Annotated in this window: 23 protein-coding genes; 12 read left to right on the top strand and 11 right to left on the bottom strand. The window is 70.9% G+C overall.

Annotated elements, in window-relative coordinates:
- Window positions 1–57: 57 nt before the first annotated feature.
- Window positions 58–393 (top strand): histone-like nucleoid-structuring protein Lsr2, encoded by a 336-nt coding sequence (locus BJ963_RS13680; RefSeq protein WP_179457202.1) that lies wholly within the window; start codon window positions 58–60, stop codon window positions 391–393.
- A 13-nt stretch (window positions 394–406) separates the two neighbouring features.
- Here the strand turns inward: BJ963_RS13680 and BJ963_RS13675 are convergent, their stop codons facing one another.
- The 4 genes from BJ963_RS13675 to BJ963_RS13660 all read right to left on the bottom strand — a co-directional run bounded on the left by BJ963_RS13675 (window position 407) and on the right by BJ963_RS13660 (window position 3,025).
- A complete protein-coding gene (locus BJ963_RS13675) occupies window positions 407–1,303 on the bottom strand; it encodes a glucose 1-dehydrogenase (RefSeq protein ID WP_179457201.1) in 897 nt (298 codons plus the stop codon).
- A 136-nt stretch (window positions 1,304–1,439) separates the two neighbouring features.
- Complete coding sequence (locus BJ963_RS13670) at window positions 1,440–2,378, bottom strand: helix-turn-helix domain-containing protein (RefSeq protein WP_179457200.1); 939 nt, start codon at window positions 2,376–2,378, stop codon at window positions 1,440–1,442.
- A 69-nt stretch (window positions 2,379–2,447) separates the two neighbouring features.
- On the bottom strand, window positions 2,448–2,621 hold the full coding sequence (locus tag BJ963_RS13665) for a hypothetical protein (RefSeq protein ID WP_172824153.1): 174 nt from the start codon (window positions 2,619–2,621) through the stop codon (window positions 2,448–2,450).
- Between the two features lie 2 nt (window positions 2,622–2,623).
- The gene (locus BJ963_RS13660) at window positions 2,624–3,025 is read right to left on the bottom strand and encodes a ChaB family protein (RefSeq protein WP_179457199.1); all 402 of its coding nucleotides are present in this window, start codon (window positions 3,023–3,025) and stop codon (window positions 2,624–2,626) included.
- Window positions 3,026–3,160: 135 nt separating this feature from the next.
- On the opposite strand from BJ963_RS13660, the gene BJ963_RS13655 reads away from it, so the two are divergent.
- From BJ963_RS13655 to gadC, 5 genes are all read left to right on the top strand, one after another.
- Window positions 3,161–3,910, top strand: a complete 750-nt coding sequence (locus BJ963_RS13655) for an alpha/beta fold hydrolase (RefSeq protein WP_179457198.1) — start codon at window positions 3,161–3,163, stop codon at window positions 3,908–3,910.
- Window positions 3,907–4,593, top strand: coding sequence for an esterase/lipase family protein (locus BJ963_RS13650; RefSeq protein ID WP_179457197.1), 687 nt, complete (start codon window positions 3,907–3,909; stop codon window positions 4,591–4,593). Before BJ963_RS13655 ends, BJ963_RS13650 begins: the two co-directional genes overlap by 4 nt.
- A gap of 69 nt (window positions 4,594–4,662) precedes the next feature.
- Window positions 4,663–5,037: an META domain-containing protein gene (locus BJ963_RS13645; RefSeq protein ID WP_246298066.1), complete on the top strand. Its 375-nt coding sequence runs from the start codon at window positions 4,663–4,665 to the stop codon at window positions 5,035–5,037.
- Window positions 5,038–5,239: 202 nt separating this feature from the next.
- Entirely contained in the window at window positions 5,240–6,673 is a 1,434-nt protein-coding gene (gene gad / locus BJ963_RS13640; protein WP_246298065.1) for a glutamate decarboxylase, read from the top strand.
- A 59-nt stretch (window positions 6,674–6,732) separates the two neighbouring features.
- The gene (gene gadC, locus BJ963_RS13635) at window positions 6,733–8,382 is read left to right on the top strand and encodes a glutamate/gamma-aminobutyrate antiporter GadC (RefSeq protein ID WP_179457196.1); all 1,650 of its coding nucleotides are present in this window, start codon (window positions 6,733–6,735) and stop codon (window positions 8,380–8,382) included.
- 35 nt (window positions 8,383–8,417) lie between these two features.
- On the opposite strand, the gene BJ963_RS13630 is transcribed toward gadC, so the two are convergent.
- On the bottom strand, window positions 8,418–9,323 hold the full coding sequence (locus BJ963_RS13630; protein ID WP_179457195.1) for an SDR family oxidoreductase: 906 nt from the start codon (window positions 9,321–9,323) through the stop codon (window positions 8,418–8,420).
- Between the two features lie 105 nt (window positions 9,324–9,428).
- Between BJ963_RS13630 and BJ963_RS13625 the strand changes: the two genes are divergently transcribed.
- Window positions 9,429–9,992 carry a TetR/AcrR family transcriptional regulator gene (locus BJ963_RS13625; protein ID WP_179457194.1) on the top strand — a complete coding sequence of 188 codons (564 nt, stop codon included), beginning with the start codon at window positions 9,429–9,431 and terminating at the stop codon, window positions 9,990–9,992.
- A 131-nt stretch (window positions 9,993–10,123) separates the two neighbouring features.
- On the opposite strand, the gene BJ963_RS19235 is transcribed toward BJ963_RS13625, so the two are convergent.
- Entirely contained in the window at window positions 10,124–10,330 is a 207-nt protein-coding gene (locus BJ963_RS19235; RefSeq protein ID WP_246298064.1) for a hypothetical protein, read from the bottom strand.
- A gap of 20 nt (window positions 10,331–10,350) precedes the next feature.
- Here BJ963_RS19235 and BJ963_RS19230 point away from each other — a divergent pair, with 20 nt between their 5' ends.
- The gene (locus BJ963_RS19230; protein ID WP_246298313.1) at window positions 10,351–10,944 is read left to right on the top strand and encodes a PrsW family glutamic-type intramembrane protease; all 594 of its coding nucleotides are present in this window, start codon (window positions 10,351–10,353) and stop codon (window positions 10,942–10,944) included.
- Here BJ963_RS19230 and BJ963_RS13615 read toward each other — a convergent pair.
- Window positions 10,904–11,890, bottom strand: a complete 987-nt coding sequence (locus BJ963_RS13615; RefSeq protein ID WP_179457193.1) for an NAD(P)/FAD-dependent oxidoreductase — start codon at window positions 11,888–11,890, stop codon at window positions 10,904–10,906. The genes BJ963_RS19230 and BJ963_RS13615 overlap by 41 nt on opposite strands.
- 66 nt (window positions 11,891–11,956) lie before the next feature.
- On the opposite strand from BJ963_RS13615, the gene BJ963_RS13610 reads away from it, so the two are divergent.
- Window positions 11,957–12,535 carry a helix-turn-helix domain-containing protein gene (locus tag BJ963_RS13610; RefSeq protein ID WP_179457192.1) on the top strand — a complete coding sequence of 193 codons (579 nt, stop codon included), beginning with the start codon at window positions 11,957–11,959 and terminating at the stop codon, window positions 12,533–12,535.
- Window positions 12,536–12,550: 15 nt separating this feature from the next.
- On the opposite strand, the gene rimK is transcribed toward BJ963_RS13610, so the two are convergent.
- Window positions 12,551–13,777: a 30S ribosomal protein S6--L-glutamate ligase gene (gene rimK / locus BJ963_RS13605; RefSeq protein WP_089907017.1), complete on the bottom strand. Its 1,227-nt coding sequence runs from the start codon at window positions 13,775–13,777 to the stop codon at window positions 12,551–12,553.
- Window positions 13,778–13,803: 26 nt separating this feature from the next.
- Between rimK and BJ963_RS13600 the strand changes: the two genes are divergently transcribed.
- Window positions 13,804–14,280 (top strand): ATP-dependent zinc protease family protein, encoded by a 477-nt coding sequence (locus BJ963_RS13600; protein WP_179457191.1) that lies wholly within the window; start codon window positions 13,804–13,806, stop codon window positions 14,278–14,280.
- 295 nt (window positions 14,281–14,575) lie between these two features.
- On the opposite strand, the gene BJ963_RS13595 is transcribed toward BJ963_RS13600, so the two are convergent.
- Complete coding sequence (locus BJ963_RS13595; protein ID WP_179457190.1) at window positions 14,576–15,454, bottom strand: hypothetical protein; 879 nt, start codon at window positions 15,452–15,454, stop codon at window positions 14,576–14,578.
- Window positions 15,455–15,485: 31 nt separating this feature from the next.
- Between BJ963_RS13595 and BJ963_RS13590 the strand changes: the two genes are divergently transcribed.
- Together BJ963_RS13590 and BJ963_RS13585 are read left to right on the top strand one after the other, a co-directional pair.
- Window positions 15,486–16,373, top strand: coding sequence for a DNA-methyltransferase (locus BJ963_RS13590; protein WP_179457189.1), 888 nt, complete (start codon window positions 15,486–15,488; stop codon window positions 16,371–16,373).
- Between the two features lie 68 nt (window positions 16,374–16,441).
- A complete protein-coding gene (locus BJ963_RS13585) occupies window positions 16,442–17,266 on the top strand; it encodes a phosphatase PAP2 family protein (RefSeq protein WP_179457188.1) in 825 nt (274 codons plus the stop codon).
- A gap of 107 nt (window positions 17,267–17,373) precedes the next feature.
- Here BJ963_RS13585 and BJ963_RS13580 read toward each other — a convergent pair whose 3' ends face one another.
- Complete coding sequence (locus BJ963_RS13580) at window positions 17,374–17,766, bottom strand: SRPBCC family protein (RefSeq protein WP_089916451.1); 393 nt, start codon at window positions 17,764–17,766, stop codon at window positions 17,374–17,376.
- Between the two features lie 171 nt (window positions 17,767–17,937).
- Window positions 17,938–18,960 (bottom strand): LacI family DNA-binding transcriptional regulator, encoded by a 1,023-nt coding sequence (locus BJ963_RS13575; RefSeq protein ID WP_089907028.1) that lies wholly within the window; start codon window positions 18,958–18,960, stop codon window positions 17,938–17,940.
- Window positions 18,961–18,965 lie beyond the last annotated feature (5 nt).

The raw sequence follows: 18,965 nt of genomic DNA, 5'->3' as shown, positions 1-18,965 counted from the left end.
GGCTTCGCGACAAGCGCACCCGCGGGTGCATCCGATCGGCGAAGTGGCGGGATGGACATGGCGAAGCGAGTCACCTATCAGTTGATCGACGACCTCGATCAGTCCGTGATTCCGGAGGGCGAGGGTGAGACCATCGAGTTCTCCCTCTCGGGGACGCCGTACGTGATCGATCTGTCCTCCGAGCACGCCGAGCAGTTGCGCGCCGACTTCGCCAAATGGATCGAGGCGGCCGGCCGCAACGCCGCACCCGGTGCCGACGCCCCTCCCTCAGCCGACGAGCGCCGCGCGATCCGCGAGTGGGCGCGGGCGAACGGCGTCGAGGTGGGCGCGCGCGGTCAGATCCCGCGGGATGTCGTGGAGGCGTTCCGGACGGGGCGGCCGACCGCGCGCTGACCCTCGTTCCGGCTCACGGAGTGGGCATGCCGCCCGTGACGGAGAGCGTCTCGCCGATGACATAGCTCGACTCGGGCGACGCGAGGAAGACGTACGCGGGCGCCAGCTCGGCCGGCTGTCCCGGGCGCCCGAGCGGCGTCTGCTGGCCGAACTCCGGGATCGCCTCGGCGGGCTGTCCCTTGCTGACCTGAAGCGGCGTCCAGATCGGTCCGGGCGCCACCGCGTTGACGCGGATGCCCTTCGGCGCGAGCTGCTGCGCGAGGGCCTTCGTGAAGGCGTTGATCGCGGCCTTCGTCGTCGCGTAGTCGACGAGCTGCTCGCCCGGCTGGTACGCCTGGATCGACGTGGTGTTGATGATCGTCGCGCCCGCGGGCAGGTGCGGAAGTGCTGCGCGCGTCAGCCAGAACATCGCGTAGACGTTGGTCTTCATCGTGTGGTCGAACTGGTCGTCGGGGATGTCCGTGAGGCTCTCCGCCGCGATCTGCTTCCCGGCGTTGTTCACGAGGATGTCGATGCCGCCGAGCTCATCGAGCGTCCGCTTCACGATCTCGTCGCTGAACGCGCGCTCCTTGAGGTCGCCGGGGATGGTGACGGCGGTCCGGCCGGCGTCGCGGATCAGGCCGGCGACGCGCTGCGCGTCCTCCTCCTCTTCCGGGAGGTACACGATCGCCACGTCGGCGCCCTCGCGGGCGAAGGCGATGGCGGCGGCAGCGCCGATCCCGGAGTCGCCTCCGGTCACGATGGCCTTGCGGCCGGTGAGGCGGCCGGTGCCGACGTAGCTGTCCTCGCCCAGGTCCGCGCGCGGGCTCAGGTCGCTCTCGAGCCCGGGCTCCGGCACCTGTTCCTCGTCGGGCGAGATGGCGGGGTAGCGGTCAACGGGGTTGTCGAAGGTGTACTGATTCTCTGGCATACCTCCACGCAACCACTCCACCCGCACGCGTCCAGGGGGCTGCGTGCTTCCGGATCCCGGGGTAGGCCCCGAGTTGCGGCATCTGGTCACCACTCGCCGAGGATTGCGGCAACGACTCACGCCTCGACGGCGGAATCTAGGCCTGCAGGGCCGCGGGATGCCGGCCGTACGTCTCGCGGTAGCGGCGGGCGAAGCGGTCGAGGTCGGCGAAACCCCAGCGTCCGGCGAGGTCGGCGAGGTCGACCGTGGCGGGGTCGGCCACCTGGAGCTCGGTGTGCGTCGCCGACAGCCGCACCTGCTGCAGGTAGCCCTGGGCCGTCGTCCCCGCGTTGGTGCGGAAGGCGGCGTGGAGTTGCGCGATCGTCGCGCCGGACGCCCCGGCGATGTCGGTCACCGTGATGGGCAGGGAGGCGTAGTCGTCGATGAAGCGCACCGCGCGGCGATAGGAGTCGAGTTGCGCGGCAGGCGTCTGCACCCGCTCCCGGGGATCGGTGCTCAGCGGGAAGCAGCTGAGGGCGGCCAGCGAGAGCGTGTGGAACAGGCTGGCGCGCACCAGCGGATGCCGAAAGGTTCCCGACTCCATGTACTCGGCGGCCACGGTCGCGGCGGTGAGCATGTACTCGGAGTGGCGGGCGCTCCGCGTCTGGGCGGAGTCGAAGACGACGGTCAGGTCGTCGTCGGCGAAGGTGGTCCTGGCGACGTCCTGCAGCGTGGTGGGCGAGAGGAAGATGTTCACGACCTCGCTGTTCTCGGAGGAGCAGCTGAAGTCGTGGCCGGGGCGCACGAGGAACGGCGCGCGCGTTCCGGAGGCCCGGTCGCCGTCGATCTCCCAGAAGTACGTGCCGCTGACCACGGTGGCGATGACGAGGTCGTCGAATCCCCCGGAGCTCTCCCACTCGCCGCCGATCTCATAGCGGGCGACGGAGAAGGAGGCGTCGATGGCCTGGTCCACCTCGAAGGAGAAACCGGCGTCCGGCTCCGACGCGAAGGCGAAACGACCGCCGCCCGCGGCGACCAGCGCGTCGGCCTCCGCCGGATCGGAGGTCTGGCTGCGCAGCCGTGAGAAGTCAGCCATCCGCCAACGCTACCTCGCCCCTCTGAGGAAAGGGAGGGGGCGGCGAGGAGGGTGCCGAGGGGACGTTCGTTATTCGGTACGGCCGAGGACGCCGACCGGGATCCCGAAGGAGAGCGCGATGCAGACGATGCCCGCGAAGAACACCAGACCCTGCCACGCCGGGAGGGTGTCGGCGAGTCCCAGCAGGAAGATCCCCACCAGGAACAGGATGAAGCATCCGATGAACGCGAGCACGTCGCCCATGGCTAGCCCTTCTTTCGTGATGCCGCCGTCTTGCGGCGGTTGGCGCGTTTGATCTCGTCGACCAGCTCGTCCTTCGACATGCGCGTCCGGCCGCGGATGTCGAGGCGCTTGGCGATGTCGAGCAGGTGGGTCTTCGACGCCTTCGCGTCGACCCCCTCCTCGGTCGGCGCGTCCGTGTCGCGGCCGCCGGCCGCCTTGCGGTCGGACGGCCCGTTCTCGGCCTTGCGCTCCCAGTGGTCGCCGACCTTCTCGTACTCGTTCTTGAGTGCGGCGAAGGCGGTGCGGTGGGCCCGTTCGCCCTCCCCGTACTCCTCGACCGCCGAGTCGTGCGCCTTCGACCAGAGTGCCTGGGCGTGCTTCTCGGATCGCTCGAGGGTGGAGGGCAGCTCCTGCGATGCGGGCATGATCCTGTGGTACTCCTTCCCTTCCCGTCCGGGCTAGTACCTCTCCACAGCTACCCCGCTCGCGCCGGTTTTCAACCGGGTCCCGCCGGGGGCCCCGCGCGACGGCAGCGGCAGGCACGCGGGTAGCGTGGGGACGTGATCGACGACCGCCCCGCCCCCGCTCCGACCGCGCCGCGCTCCGTCGTCACCGTCGACACCGGAGGCGATGGTCCCGTCTTCCTGCTGGTGCACGGGATCGGGGTCAGCTCGCGGTACTTCGAGCGGCTGGTGCCGGCGCTCACCGGGGAAGGGAGGGTCGTCGCCATCGACCTGCCGGGGTTCGGGAAGGCGAAGCCGTTCCGGCCGGGCCACCCGCTCGCCATGGCCGACTTCGCCGACTCCGTGGCGGCGCTGCTCGACGATGCCCGAATCGCGGACGCGATCGTGGTCGGCCATTCGATGGGGGCCCAGGTCGCGGTCTGCCTGGCCGCCCGCCGGCCCGACCTCGTCCAGACGCTCGCACTGCTCGATCCGGTGATGGCCCCGCAGGACCGCAATCCGCTGAGGGCCGGCGCCCTCCTCGCGTTCGACACCCTGCGGGAGGACCGCCGCGCCAACCGCATCGTCGTCGGCGACTACCTGCACTGCGGACTCGCCTGGTATCTCGCTACGCTGCCCGCCATGCTGGAGTACCGCATCGAGGAGGAGCTGGAGCACGCCCAGGTGCCGACCGTGGTCGTTCGCGGCGCGCGCGACCCGATCGCGCGCGACCACTGGGTCTCCGAGCTCGCACGACGCACCGGCGGGGAGGCCGCCCGCATCCCGGCGGCCGCCCACGTGGTGATGCACCGCGCCCCCTGGCGGACTGCCGCCCTGATCACCCGGCTCGTGCGGGTCCCTCGATGAGACGCACGCTGCTGCGCCGCGCCGGCGTACTCGCGCTGGACTGGCTCTACGCCGGGCGTCACCAGCTGCGCGCCGCGTTCGACCGCAGCACGCCCGACGGGCTCGTGGCCGGCGAGGGACACCGTGCGCCGGTGGTGCTCATCCCGGGCATCTTCGAGACGTGGCGCTTCCTCCGCCCGCTCGCCCAGCACATCCACGCCTCCGGCCACCCCGTGCACGTCGTCACCGCCCTCGAGGACAACCGCATCTCGGTGCCGCAGGCGGCGGCGCTCGTGCAGCGCCACCTCGACGATCACGACCTCACGGACGTCGTGATCGTCGCGCACAGCAAGGGCGGCCTGATCGCCAAGTACCTGATGGGGATGCCGGACTCCGGGCCGCGCATCCGCACCACCGTCGCCGTGGCCACACCGTTCGGCGGTTCGTCGCTCGCCCGATTCATCCCGGTCTCGAGCGTCCGGGCCCTCATGCCGTCGTCCCCCGGCGTGCTGAGGCTCGCGCTCAACCGGGCGGTGAACGCGCAGATCGTCTCCGTCTGGGGCTGGTTCGACCCGCACGTCCCCGCCGGCAGCCGGCTGGAGGGCGCCCGCAACATCGAGCTGGACGTCGGGGGCCACTTCCGCATCCTCGCCCGGCCCGAACTGCTCGCCATCGTCGACGAGGTGCTCGCCCCGGCCGACTGAGGATCGATTCCCCCTGTCGCCCACCGCGGCTCCGGCGCTACTCTGGCGGCCAGAAGCCGGGGAGGGATCATGCTGCGCCAGCGACGGATGCACCGCCTGACCGCGGTCGCGGCCGCGGTCCTGCTGCTCGCCGGCTGCGCCGGCACCCCGAGCGGCCAGGCGGTGGTGGGCCGATGGGGCTCCACCTCGGCGGGCCAGCCCAACCTCGACATCCAGAACGACGGCACCTTCGCCGGCTCCGACGGCTGCAACACCCTCTCGGGCAAGGGCCAGATCGACGGCGACGAGATCACCTTCGGGCCCATCGCCGCAACGCTCATGGCGTGCGAGAACGTCGACACCTGGCTGGGCAAGGCCGCGACAGGGAACGTCTCCGGCGACACGATGACCGTCCTCGACGGCAGCGGCTCCACCATCGGCACGCTCAAGCGCTCCGGCGCCTGACGCCAGGCGCCCGACGCCCGACTCCTGACGCCGCTTCGCGGAGCTTCTGCGGCGGAAAGCCGCGAGAACTGTCTAGCGCGCCGAAACGCGGCATCGTTACGGTGACGCTGTCCGGCCCGGTCGGGGACCGATCGGCCGGACGACGGAGAAGCGAACGTCCACTGCGCGAGCCGGTGCCCGCGCCGTCCGAGGAGTGAAGCGAATGACCATGTCAGAGTCGAAGAAGCGGGCGGCGGCCTCGCACCTGCCGACGACCGCCTACACGGGGATCAGCGACCGCACCCAGCTCAACCCCATCTTCGCCCGCCCGGGCGAGGACACCGATCTGCCGGTGGACCGCATCCCCGACAACGAATCGCTGCCGGAGACCGCCTACCAGATCGTCCACGACGAGTCGATGCTCGACGGCAACGCGCGGCTCAACCTGGCCACCTTCGTCGGGACCTGGATGGACGACCACGCCGCGCGGCTGTACTCGGAGTCGGCCGACAAGAACATGATCGACAAGGACGAGTACCCGCAGACCGCCGCGATCGAGACGCGCTGCTGGAAGATGATCGCCGGTCTGTGGAACGCGCCGGACCCCGAGAAGGCCATCGGCACCTCCACCATCGGCTCCTCCGAAGCGTGCATGCTCGGCGGCCTGGCGCTGAAGCGGCGCTGGCAGCAGGCCAGGAGGGCTGAGGGCAAGCCCACCGACAAGCCCAACCTCGTGCTCTCCAGCGCCGTCCAGGTGTGCTGGGAGAAGTTCTGCAACTACTGGGATGTCGAGGCCCGCTACGTGCCGATCAGCCTCGACCACAAAGTCCTCGACGGCTACGAGCTCGAGAAGTACGTCGACGAGAACACCATCGGCGTCGTCGCCATCATGGGCGTCACCTACACCGGGATGTACGAACCGGTCGCGCAGATCTCCGAGGCCCTCGACCGCATCCAGGCCGACACGGGACTCGACATCAAGATCCACGTGGATGGTGCCTCCGGCGGCATGATCGCGCCCTTCCTTCAGCCCGAGCTGTCGTGGGACTTCCGCGTCGACCGGGTCGTCTCGATCAGCACATCCGCACACAAGTACGGCCTGGTGTACCCGGGGCTCGGCTGGGTGGTCTGGCGCACCGTCGAGGATCTGCCGGCCGACCTCGTGTTCGACGTCACGTACCTCGGCGGCCACATGCCGACCTTCGCGCTGAACTTCTCGCGGCCGGGCGCCCAGGTGCTGCTGCAGTACTACCTGTTCCTGCGGCTCGGCTTCGACGGCTACTACCGCGTGCAGAAGGCGTCGCAGGATGTGGCGCTCTACCTCTCCGGGGAGATCGCCACGATGCCCGCGTTCGAGCTGTGGAACGACGGCTCCGACATCCCCGTCTTCGCGTGGCAGCTGAAGAAGGGCCACACCGAGAACTGGAACCTGTACCACCTCTCGGAGCGGCTGCGCCTGAAGGGATGGCTGATCCCCGCCTATCCGATGCCCGACGACCTCAGCGACCTGACCGTGCAGCGCATCGTCGTCCGCAACGGATTGAGCCGCAACCTGGCGGAGTCGCTGATCGGCGACATCCGCGAGGCCGTCGAGTACCTCGATCAGCTCGAGGGCCCGATGCCGACGGAGGGCCAGACGGCCTCCTTCACCCACTGACCGCCGGACCGGCGAACGAGACCCGGCGCAGAGCGCCCCCAGATGAGCGGGAGAAGACCATGACTGCAACCAGCGAGCCCAAGAAGGCGACCTCGGGGCACACCCGAGCCGACGGCACGCCGGCGCCCGGGCCCGATCACGTCAAGCCGCACCCCTTCGCCTCGGTGGCGCACAAGCCGGCGATCGGGTCGCCAGGGACGACGGCGACCAAGTTCATGAGCATCACCCAGCTGGCCATGCTCACCGTCGTCGCCGTCGCCTCCCTGCGCAGCCTCCCCGCCATGGCCGGGTACGGCCTGGGCTCGGTGACGCTGTTCATCATCCCGGCGATCTTCTTCCTGATCCCGGTGGCGCTCGTCGCGGCGGAACTCGCCACCGGCTGGAAGGGCGGCGTCTTCACCTGGGTGCGGATGGCCTTCGGCGAGCGCTGGGGGTTCCAGGCGATCTGGCTGCAATGGGTGCAGAACGTCGTCTGGTATCCGACGCAGATCGCGTTCATCGCAGCGTCGCTGGCGTTCGTGTTCCTCGACCCGAACCTGGCGAACTCCGGCCTCTACACCGCCATCGTGATCCTCGTCATCTACTGGTTCTCGACGTTCATCACGCTGCGCGGCGGCAACCTCTTCGCGAAGGTCGGATCGTGGTCGGGCCTGGCGGGAACGATCTTCCCTGGCCTCCTGCTGATCGTGTTCGGCGCGATCTGGCTCGGGTCGGGCCAGCCCAGCCAGACGCCGCTCGAGGCGTCGGCGATCATCCCGCCGTTCACCGGCATCGCCTCGATCGTGCTGATCGTGTCGAACGTGCTGGCCTACGCGGGCATGGAGGTCAACGCCGTCCACGCGAACGATTTGAAGAGCCCCGGGAAGGGGTACCCGAAGACGGTGCTCATCGCATCGATCCTCATCCTCGGGATCTTCATCTTCCCGACCGTCGCAATCGCGGTCGCGGTGCCGTCGTCCGAGCTCGGGCTCACCACCGGCATCAACCTGGCGTTCCAGACCTACTTCGACACCTGGGGGATGGCCTGGGCGACCCCGCTGATCTCCCTGCTGATCGCGCTCGGGGCGTTCGCCTCGGTGGTCACCTGGATCGCCGGGCCGTCGCGCGGCCTGCTCGCCGCTGCCCGCTCGGGCTACCTGCCGCCGTTCCTGCAGCGCCGCAACAAGGCGGGCGTGCAGGTCGGCATCCTGAACGTGCAGGGGATCGTGGTCACCCTGCTCGCCGCGCTGTTCATCTTCGTCCCCAACATCAACACGGCGTTCATCCTGCTGGTCGACATGGCGGCGGCGCTCTACCTGATCATGTACATGATGATGTTCGCGGCGGCCATGCGGCTCCGCCGAACCCAGCCCGGCGTCACGCGCACCTACCGCACTCCAGCGATGGGCCTGATCGCGACGATCGGCTTCCTCGCCTGCCTCGCGGCGTTCGCCCTCGGCTTCGTGCCGCCCTCGGGCTTCGCGGCGGGCGCACCGGGATGGGCGTACCCGGCCCTGGTCGCGGCGATCGTCATCCTGCTGGGCGTTCCCCCGCTGATCTTCTATGCGGCCAGACGTCCCGGATGGGACCAGCGGTCGGCGGCGGAGAAGGCGACGTTCGACGACGTGCTGGTGAACCCGAGCACCACCGCGCCGCCGGCATCGTCGGCTCCGGCGCCGTCCACCCCTCCGGCGCCGTCCACCCCTCCGCCTCCGTCCGCGACCCCCTGAGGCGCTCGCTCCCGCGAGCACCTCGCGGGCGGGGGTCAGGCGGCGGCGCGGGCGAAGTAGGAGCCGGCGGCCAGGTCTTCGAGGAGGGTCGGGCCCGTCGGCTCCCAGTCGAAGCGGCGCCGGGTGAGCTCGTTGGAGGCCTGGAGGTCGAGGGCGAAGATCCGCCCGATCCAGCCGAAGTGCTCTCCGACATCGTCGGGGTCGATCGAGGCGACGGGCAGCCCGAGCCCTGCGCCGATCGCCTCGGCGATGTCGCGGGTGCGCACGCCCTGCTCTCCCACCGCGTGCACGATGGTCGCGGCGGACGCGTTCTCGAGGGCACGGGCCACCAGGCGGGCCGCATCCCCGCGGTACACGGCGGGCCAGTGGCCGGCACCGTCTCCGACGTAGCCGGAGACGCCCTTCTCGCGGGCGACGCGCACCAGCTCGGCGATGAACCCGTGGTCGCCAGCGCCGTGCACGGTCGGAGCGAAGCGCACGGCGACCGGGTGGATGCCGCGGTCGACGAACCCGAACGCCAGCTCCTCCGCGCCGCCGCGCGGGGCCTCCGGCCCGGCGAACGGCGCGAGGACCTCCTCGGTGGCGACCTGGCCGGGCGCGACGAAGGCGACACCAGAGGCGAAGAGCAGCGGAGCGCCGGTGCCGGCGAGGGCGTCGCCGAAGGTCTCGATGGCGCCGCGTTCGGTGCGGCCGGCGCCGGCCTGGTCGCCGAAGTCGTGGTTGTAGCCCAGGTGGATCACGGCGTCGGACGCGGCGGCGGAGGCGCGCAGCACCTCCCGGTCGCCCAGCCCGCCGACGATCGGCTCGACGCCGGCGGCGCGGAGCCGGGCGGCGGACTCGTCCGATCGGGCCAGCCCGTGGACCTCGTGCCCAGCGGCGAGGAGTTCCGGGACGACGGCCGACCCGATCCACCCCGATCCTCCCGTGATGAATACCCGCATGATGTGCTCCTTTCGTACGTCTCTGCCGGTCGAACGGCCGACGATGTCAGAGACTGACGTCAGCGTAGCACTCATGTCAGCAACTGTCATCACTACACTGGTCCTATGGGACGCTGGGAGCCGGACGCACGAGGCCGTCTCGGGCGCGCCGCGCTGGAGCTCTACCTCGACCCGGGATACGAGCAGACGACGGTGGCCGACATCGCCGCGCGCGCGGGCGTGACCGAGCGCACCTTCTTCCGCCACTTCGCCGACAAGCGCGAGGTGCTGTTCGCCGGCTCGGCCGCGTTCCAGGAGACGGTGCTGGATGCCATCGCCGCCCAGCCGGACGGCTCGACCGCGTTCGCCGTCGCCGCCGCCGGGATGGATGCCGCGGCGGCCTTCATCGCAGGCAATCCCGACCCGACGTTCGCACGTCGGCGCGCGGCCGTCATCGCGGCCAATGCGAGCCTGCAGGAGCGCGAGCTGCTCAAGCTCGCGACGGTGGCGTCCGCCTCCGCGACCGCGCTCACGGCGCGCGGCTTCGAGCCGGAGGAGGCGGCCATCGCCGCCGAGGCCGCGATGGCGGCGTTCCGGCTCGCGTTCGAGCGCTGGATCGCCTCCGACGGCGGTCTCGACCTCCGCGAGCTGCTCGCCGAGGGCGTCGCGCGCTTCCGTTCGCTCGCCTGACCGGGCGCGCCCGCCGCGGTGGGAGGATGATCGCACGGTCGGCGGTGGGCGCGGCATCGAGCGAAGGGGAGTCGGATGACAGCACAGACGTGGACGGGCGGCCCGGCGGCCGCACCGCACCCGCACCACCATCACGGCTGGTGGTGGAAGACGCTGCTCACGGGCCTCGCCCTGTGTATCCTGACGATCGTCGTCACGATCGTGACGGGCAACACCAACCTGATCCCGACGCTCATTCTGCTCGGGAGCTTCCTCGTCCCGTTCTGCGTCGTCCTGTTCGCCATCGAACGCGTCAGCGGCAGCGTCAGCTCGCTGCAGCTCGTGCTCGCGTTCTTCATCGGCGGCATCTTCGGGCGCGCTGCTCGGTGCGACGGTCGGTGCGGGCTTCGCCGCCTTCGAGTCGGCCGGATACGCATTCAACGCCGCGATCACGGCGCGCGGAATCGACCTCGTCTCCCTGCTGGAGACCGAGGTGCTGCGCGCCATCCTCGCCCCCGTCGGGCACGTGCTCTGGACGGCGGTGCTCGGCGCTGTGCTGTTCGGCGCCGCGCGCGGCCGCGACCGCTTCCGGTTCTCGATCTGGATCGTGGTGACCTACGTGGGCGTCGCCGTCCTGCACGGGCTGTGGGACTCGGCGAGCGACCTGGCCGCCGTGATCGCCCTCCTCGCGAACGGCCGGGCGATCGAGGAGCTCACCACCGCGGGCGGTCTCAGCGCTCAGACCGCATCGGCCGTGACCGCGCTGGCCGGCATCCTCTACATCGTCGTGCTGATCGTGGTGGCGGCCGGCGGCATCCTCACGCTCTGGCTCGTGCTGCGGCACTACCGGCGTGCCGAACGTGCCAGGGCGGTCGCGCATTCGGCCGTCGGGCAGCCGGCCGTCAGCGACCCCGCGGTCAGCGACCCGGCGGTCAGCGACCCGCCGGCGCCTCCGCAGCGGCCGATCGTCTGAGCGTCACGGCGCGGTCGGCGTCCTCCATCACGAGCTCCGCGTTGATCTGGGCGCCGGCCAGTGCGCCGGCGGCCGCGGCTGCGCCGACCTGCGCTTTGGCATCGGCGACGTTGCCTGCCGCCCAGACGCCGGGCACGCCCGTGCGCCCGAACTCGTCCGCCTGGATGCTGGTGCCCATCCCGCCGGGAAGCTCGACGCTGCGAAGGCCCAGGGAGGCGAGTCCCTGCGTGCGCGCCTCCATCCGCGACGCGACGGCGAGCACGTCGCGGGCGACGACGGCGCCGTCGTCGAGCCGGACGCCCGTGATGCGGTCGTCGGCCGTCTCGACCGCGGCGACGCGTCCGGCGACCACGGGGATGCCCAGCGCGTCGAAGCGGGCCAGGGCCGCGTCGTCGGGCTCGTGACCGTTCGCCAGGTACACGACGTCGTCCGAGAGCTGCCGGAACAGCAGCGCCTGATGGACGGAGCCGTCGCCGGTCGCGACGACGCCGATGGCGCGGTCGCGCACCTCCCAGCCGTGGCAGTACGGGCAGTGCACGAGGTCACGTCCCCAGCGATCGGCGAGACCGGGGATGTCGGGGAGCACGTCCCGCAGCCCCGTCGCCACGAGCAGGCGACGGGCCCCGATCGTGCGGCCGTCGTTCAGGGTGACGACGAATCCGTCGCCCGCACGCACCGCGTCCGTCACTTCGCCGTCGAGGATGCGGCCGCCGTAGCGTCGCACCTCGTCCCGCCCCGTCCGCAGCAGTTCGGCCGGCGGCATCCCTTCCCGGCCGAGGAGTCCGTGGACGCCATCGGCGGGAGCGTTGCGCGGCGAGCCCGCGTCGATCACGAGCACGTCCCGTCGCGAGCGCGCCAGCATCAGCGCGCCGTTGAGCCCCGCCGCGCCGCCGCCGATCACCACGGCGTCCGTCGTCTCGTCCTGCTGTCCCCAGTGGTCCGTCATGCCGCCAGTGTCGACGCTATGTCCCCGAATCGGCAACTCTTCTTGCCGAAGTGGCAAACTGGGGCGATGGACACGGAAGACGCCATCGCGGCCGCCGGAGTGCGCCTGCGTCGCCTGCGCAACGATCGCGGCCTCACCCTCGCCGAGGTCGAGGAGGCGACCGGGATCTCGGCCAGCACGCTCAGCCGCCTGGAGTCCGGGCGACGCCGGGCGACGCTCGAGCTGCTGCTCCCCCTCGCGCGGGTCTACGGCACGACCCTCGACGAGCTGGTCCGGGCTCCGGCCGCCGACCCGCGCGTGCGCGCGCGGCCCATCCGGCGCGACGGGATGACGATGCTGCCGCTGTCGCGGCAGGCCGCGGGGCTGCAGGCCTTCAAGATCGTCATCCCGGCCGGCGCCCGCACGGTTCCGCGGCAGCGGACGCACGACGGCTACGAGTGGCTCTACGTGCTCAGCGGCCGCCTCCGCCTGAAGCTCGGCGACGAGGAGGTCGTGCTGGAGCCCGGCGAGGCGGCCGAATTCGACACGCGGGTGCCGCACTGGTTCGGGACAGAGACCGGCGGGGCGGTCGAGCTGCTCTCGCTGTTCGGCGCGCAGGGAGAGCGCGCGCACGTCCGTGCCCGGACGACCGCGGAGCAGGCCTGACGCCGACGCGGCGGCTCACTCCGTCCCGGTTGCGGTTCCGCTCTCGCTCTCGGTCAGCGCCTCCTGCGCCTCCTTCGGCAGCTTCCGCACCTTGGCGCGGCGCTTGCGGCGGTCCGGGATCATCGACCGCATCTCCTCGAGGCGGCCGAAGCACAGCAGCCGGTCGCCGGCCTCCAGAACGACGCCGCTCCGCGGGTTCGGGATGACGGACGCGCCCCGGTGCAGGGTGAGCACCGAGATGTCGCGGTCGCCGAGGCCGGAGTCGCGGAGCGTCTTGCCGACGAGGTCCGCGTTGGTGTGCACGAGCAGTTCGGCGACGCCGTAGCCGGTCGAGACGGTGAGGCGCTGACGGACGTCGATCTCGGGGAACGCCACCTGGTTGTCGATGAAGTCGATGATCGCCCCGGCCACATCCAGCCCGGTCGCCCGCTCGATCCCCTCGAGGCCCGGCGAGGAGTTGACCTCCATGACCAGCGGGCCGTCCTTGCCCTCGAGCATGTCGACGCCGGCGACCCGCAGTCCCATGATCTGCGCCGATCGGACGGCGGCCTCCTCGAACTCCGGGGTCAGTGCGACCTTCTCGACGGTGCCGCCGCGGTGGACGTTGGACCGGAACTCGTCGCCGCTCGCCACGCGCCGCATCGCGGCGACCACGCGGTCGCCGACGACGAGCGCGCGGATGTCGCGCCCGCGGCTCTCGGCGATGAAGCTCTGGATGAGCACGTTCTGCTTCGTCGAGTGGAGGGTCTCGATGATCGACTCGGCGATCTTCGCCTCCGGCGCCAGGATGACCCCGATGCCCTGCGTGCCCTCGAGCAGCTTGATGACCACCGGCGCACCCCCGACGCGCTCGATCGCCATGCGCACGTCCGCGCGGCTGTTCACGAACGCCGTGCGCGGCATCCCGATGTTGTGGCGCGAGAGGATCTGCGTCGCCCGCAGCTTGTCGCGCGAGTTCGTGATGCCGTTCGCCGTGTTGGGCGTGTACACATCCATCTGCTCGAACTGCCGCACAACGGCAGTGCCGTAGTAGGTGATCGAGTTGCCGATGCGCGGCAGGATCGCGTCGTAGTCGGACAGCAGCCGGCCGCGGTACTGCAGGTCCGGTTCGTCGCCGGAGAGGTCGATCGCGAACCGCAGCGTGTTGAGCACCTTGACCGTGTGACCGCGGTTCTCGGCCGCCGAGCGCAGCCGCTGCGTCGAGTACGCGTGCGGGGCGCGCGAGAGGATGGCGAGTTTCACGGGGCTGCTCCTGCGAAGATGGGGAAATGACCGACCTCCATCCAACCACCGACATGGTCGGCTGGCGTGAGTGGGTGAGCCTTCCCGGTATCGGCGTGCCGTGGATCAAGGTGAAGGTCGACACCGGAGCCCGCAGCTCGTCCCTGCACGCCTTCGACATCGAGGAGCTGCCGGGCGACCGCGTGCGATTCCGGGTGCAGCCGTGGCAGGACTCCGACCGGGATGCGGTCGCCGCCGAGTGCCCGGTGCACGACCGCCGCGTGGTGCGCAGTTCGTCCGGTCACACGGAGGAGCGGATCGTCGTGCTGCTCGACGTCGTGCTCGGAGGCCGGCCGGTCACAGCGGAGACGACGCTGACCAACCGCGACCAGATGGGCTTCCGGATGCTGGTCGGGCGCGAGGCGCTGCGCCAGGGCTTCACGGTCGACCCGGCCCGCTCGTTCCTGGGAGGCCGCGCCCCGCGCGAGATCCGCCGCCGCAACCGCGGCCGCGAGCTCGCCTGACGCGCGCACCTCCCGTCGCCGCTTCTCCTCCCTTGCCGCGCGCTGGCGTAAACGGAGGAGTTTCCGGCCGTTTCGGCCGCCAGCCCCTCCGTTTCTGGCCGAATCACCCATCCCATCCCCGCTTCGCCTCCGTTTCCGTACCCAGATCGCTGCGGTCGCAGGCCGTGCGAAACGGAGGCGATGGATGCTCGACGCGCCGCGAGAGTACGGAAACGGAGGACATCCGCACCGGGAACTCGGCTCGTCTCCTTCGTTCGAGAAGCCGGAGGGGAGGCGGCCGGAAGGGGCGCGGCGCTCAATCGAGGCCGAGCTCGCGCCGCCAGTGGGCCAGGAACTCGGCGCCCGCATCGTCGTGGATGGCGTCGCCGATCGTGATCACCTGGTACGGCCGGTCGAGCACGCCGTCGGCGGGCCGCACGTCCACGTGCGCCACGTCGTATCCCGCGTCGTGGACGAAGTCCGCCATCTTGTAGTCGCTGCGCGAGTCGCCGACCGAGCGCCAGCGGCGGGGGAGCGGCCCGCGCGCCGCGAAGTAGTCGAAGGCGCGCTGCGCACCGCGGTCCTTGTCGAGCAGCACCGACTCGATGTCCGTCGAGATGATCGTCGGGTCGATCCGGTAGGGCACGGCGCCGTCGGCGTCCGGCGCCACCCGGTCGCCGTAGCGCAGGCCGACTCCGAGGCCGGTCAGCGCGTCGAAGGCGGCGTCCTGGAAGCGCGACTGCGCCTCGGCGTAGGTGTCGGCATCCACGTCCGTGCGCTGCTCGACGGAGATCATCGCGCGCTTGGTCTCGTCGAAGAACATGGTGTCGGCGAAGCGGTCGCGCACCAGGCGGCGGACCGCGTCGACGGCCTCCGGCGAGAAGGCGACGGTCTCGTCCACGGTGACCTCGCCCATCCCCTCGCCCGTGATCGGCGCCCACGCGCCGCCCTTCTCGAACACGCCGAACATCCGCGCCCCCTGCTGGTCGAGCGCGTCGCCCAGGCCGGCGTCGCACAGCGGCGTCACCACCTGGTTGCGGATGAAGTCGCCGGATCGCCCGGTGATGAACGCGATCGGGACGCCCGCTGCCGCCATCGCGACCAGATCGGTGACGATGCTGCGGATGGCGATGGTACGGGTGACGGGACTCGCGAGGGGCCCGTCGACGTCGAAGAGGAGGCCGAGGTTGTGCACAGTCCATTCTCTCCGCTGCGAGAATGGTCGCATGTCGCAGCCCGCTCCCGCAGTCCCGCCGCTGTGGCATCCGGATGCGCCCAGCACCGTCGTTCAGGGAGACAACCTCGCGGTGGTGGCCGACCTCCCGGACGCGTCGTTCCGCCTGATCTACCTCGACCCGCCGTTCAACACCGGGCGGCCGCAGGCGCGGCAGACCCTCACCTCGGTGCGATCCGAGGGCGGCGCGGGCAGCGTGATCGGCTTCAAGGGCCGCAGCTACGAGCGCATCAAAGGCGACCTGCTCAGCTACGACGACCGCTTCGAGGACTATTGGGGCTTCCTGGAGCCACGGCTCATCGAGGCCTGGCGGGTGCTCGCCGACGACGGAACGCTGTACCTCCACCTCGACTACCGCGAGTCGCACTACGCCAAGGTGCTGCTGGATGCGCTGTTCGGCCGGGAGTCCTTCCTCAACGAGATCATCTGGGCCTACGACTACGGTGCGAAGCCGAAGAACCGCTGGCCGGCCAAGCACGACACGATCCTCGTCTACGTGAAGGACCCGTCGGCGTACCACTTCGACTCCGCCGCGGTCGAGCGCGAGCCGTACATGGCCCCCGGCCTGGTCACTCCCGAGAAGGCGCAGCTCGGCAAGCTCCCCACCGACGTCTGGTGGCACACCATCGTGTCGCCGACGGGCCGCGAGAAGACCGGCTACCCGACGCAGAAGCCGGAGGGCGTGCTGCGGCGCATCGTGCAGGCGTCGAGCCGCGAGGGGGACTGGGTGCTCGACTTCTTCGCGGGAAGCGGCACGACCGGCGCCGTGGCGTCGGCTCTCGGGAGGCGGTTCCTCCTGGTCGACAGCAACCCGGCGGCCGTCGCGGTCATGCGTGACCGGTTGGCGGCCTGCGAACCCGGCGTCCGCTTCGTCGGCTGAGCGCATCCTCCCGATCCTCGGCGTTCGTCCGGAAATCTCAGAGTCGTGTGTGGAAGGGTGGATGCACTATGCGATCGAGCCTCCGCACCCTCCCCTTCCTCTGGGGTGCGCTCGTCTCCGCCGGCTCGTTCGTCGCCGTCTACGTGGTGTTCGTGCAGAGCTATATCGGCCAGGTGATCGATGAGCGCGCGTTCGCCGGGGCGGACGCCTGGAAGGGCGACGTGATCGAGTTCGCGCACACGTTCCTCAATGCGCTGCCGGTCGCATCGGTGGTGATCGGGGCCGTCGCGGCCATCGCGATCGTGCTGGTCCGGCGCAACTGGCTGGTCTTCGCGGTCGCCGTCGGTGCGGCCATCGGGGCGAACGTGAGCACGCAGGTGCTGAAGTACACCATCCTGTCGCGGCCCGAGAAGGGCGTGGATGTCGGCCTGTCCAACTCGCTCCCCTCCGGGCACACCGCGGTCGCCGCCTCTGCGGCCCTGGTCGTCTTCCTGGTCGCGTCGCCGCGCCTCCGTCCGGTGGCAGCGGTCGTCGGATCGGTCTTCGCGATCGCTGCCGGCGCATCCACTCTCGTGGAGCAGTGGCACCGGCCGAGCGATGTGGTGGCCGGGATGCTGGTGGTCGCGTTCTGGGGCTGCCTCGCCGGGATCGTGCTCTCCTGGCTGCGCCTGCCGGGTGCCGAGCCTCCGGTGCGGAGCAAGCTGTGGCCGCTGGTCTGGATCGGCTCGGTCTGCGCGGCCGGCTCGGTCATCGCGCTGATGGTGACCTACTTCTCGGCGCAGTCCGGCACCCAGCACCTGTTCATCGCCTACGCGGGCGGCGTCGCGGCGATCGTGGCGACGGGGTTCGTGCTCGCCGCCCTGGGCAACCGCCTGTACCGCCGGCTGGCCTGAGGCGGGTCGCGCGCGGGCCCGCGTGTCGGCGGCCGGTCGCGCCGTCCGTGCGCTCGCCGACGTCGATGTCGTCGATCTCGAACCCGTCGAACATGGCGCGTGGTCGGTCAGGCCTTCTCGCGCAGGTTCTCGGCGATCTTCTGGAGCGACCCGTCGAGCGCCTGCTGCATCCCGTCGAACTCCTGCGTGGTGTGGATGGTGAGCTCGACGCCGTCGTCGGTGAGGCGCAGGGCGCCGTGGTAGTCGTGCGGTCCGGGAGCAGACCAGCGCACCTCGCGGGCGGCGTGATCGACGTCGAAGTTCGCTTCGGAGGTGACGGTCTCGTCGGTGCCGTCGTGGTCGGCGTCGACGTGGGCCGTCGTCTCCACTTTGCCGTCGGGCAGCTCGTGCGCCTCGGTCATCCGCGGGAAGTAGGCGGGCAGGTTCTCCGGGTCGGAGACGTAGTCGAAGTACTCGTCGGCGTCGCCGTCGAGCGGCCGCTTCGCAGTGTAGGTGGGCATGCCGCGACCGTACGCCCGCTCCGCCCCCTCCGCATCCCCTCCCCCCACCGTCGAGTCCGCACAGCCTCCCCGAGGTGCGACATCATGTCGCAACCCCCGCCGAGGTGCGACATGATGTCGCAACTCGGCGCAGATGGGGACGACGACTCACGCCTCGCCGGCGGAGGCGCGTCAGGTGCTCTGGCGGATGACGAGCTCGGTGGGGAGGAGGGTGACGCGGTCGACGTGCTCGCCCGCGAGGCGCCGGACCAGCACGCGGGCCATGGTCTCGCCGAGCGCGATGGACGGCTGGTGCACCGTCGTCAGCGGGGGCGTCGACATGAGGCCGAAGCTGTCGTCGTCGTACCCGACCACCGCGATGTCGCCCGGGATGCTGAGCCCCGCTTCGTGGATCGCCGAGTACGCCCCGGCCGCCATCTGGTCGTTCGCGGCGAACAGGCCGTCGATCGGGCGGCCCTCCGCGAGCAGCCGCCGCATCGCCTCGGACCCCGACGCGGGCGAGAAGTCGCCGTACGCTACCAGCGTCGCATCGAGGCCGGCCGCATCCATCGCGCGCTTCCAGCCGGTATACCGGTCGAGGCCGGCCGGCATGTCCTGCGGGCCGGTGATGAGGGCGATGTTGCGGCGCCCGCGGTCGATGAGGTGCTGGGTGGCGACCTGCGCGCCCGCGACATTGTCGACGTCCACGTAGTACGACAGGTGCTCGGTCTCGCTGACCGGGCGTCCGCCGAAGACGAGCGGGAGGGAGGCGCCCAGCTGCGCGTAGGAGTGGTCGCCCGAGTGGTGCGAGACCACGAGCGCTCCGTCGACGTTGCCGCCCATCAGGTAGCGCCGGGTCTTGTCGGGGGTGGTCTCCGACGAGATGACCATGTTGAGCGTGTACTCCGTGTCGGCGAGGCTGAGCGCGACGCCCTGGACGATGGAGGCGAAGAACGGGTCGGCGAACACCTTGGCCGTCGACTCCGGCACGACCAGCGCGACCACCTGCGTCCGCCGCGACGCCAGCGAGCGGGCGGCGCGGTTGGGCACGTAGTTGAGATCCGCGATCGCGCGCTCCACCGCGGCGACGACCTCGGCCGTCACCTTGGGCGACCCGTTGACGACGCGCGAGACGGTCGCGCGTGACACGCCGGCCCGCGCGGCCACCGCCTCCAGGGTCGGCACCGCCCCGCCCGTGATCTGCTCCGTCGTCATCGGGT

The organism is Leifsonia soli, from assembly GCF_013408745.1.
Classification (GTDB): domain Bacteria; phylum Actinomycetota; class Actinomycetes; order Actinomycetales; family Microbacteriaceae; genus Leifsonia; species Leifsonia soli.
This window is presented reverse-complemented; position numbering and strand designations above follow the sequence as displayed.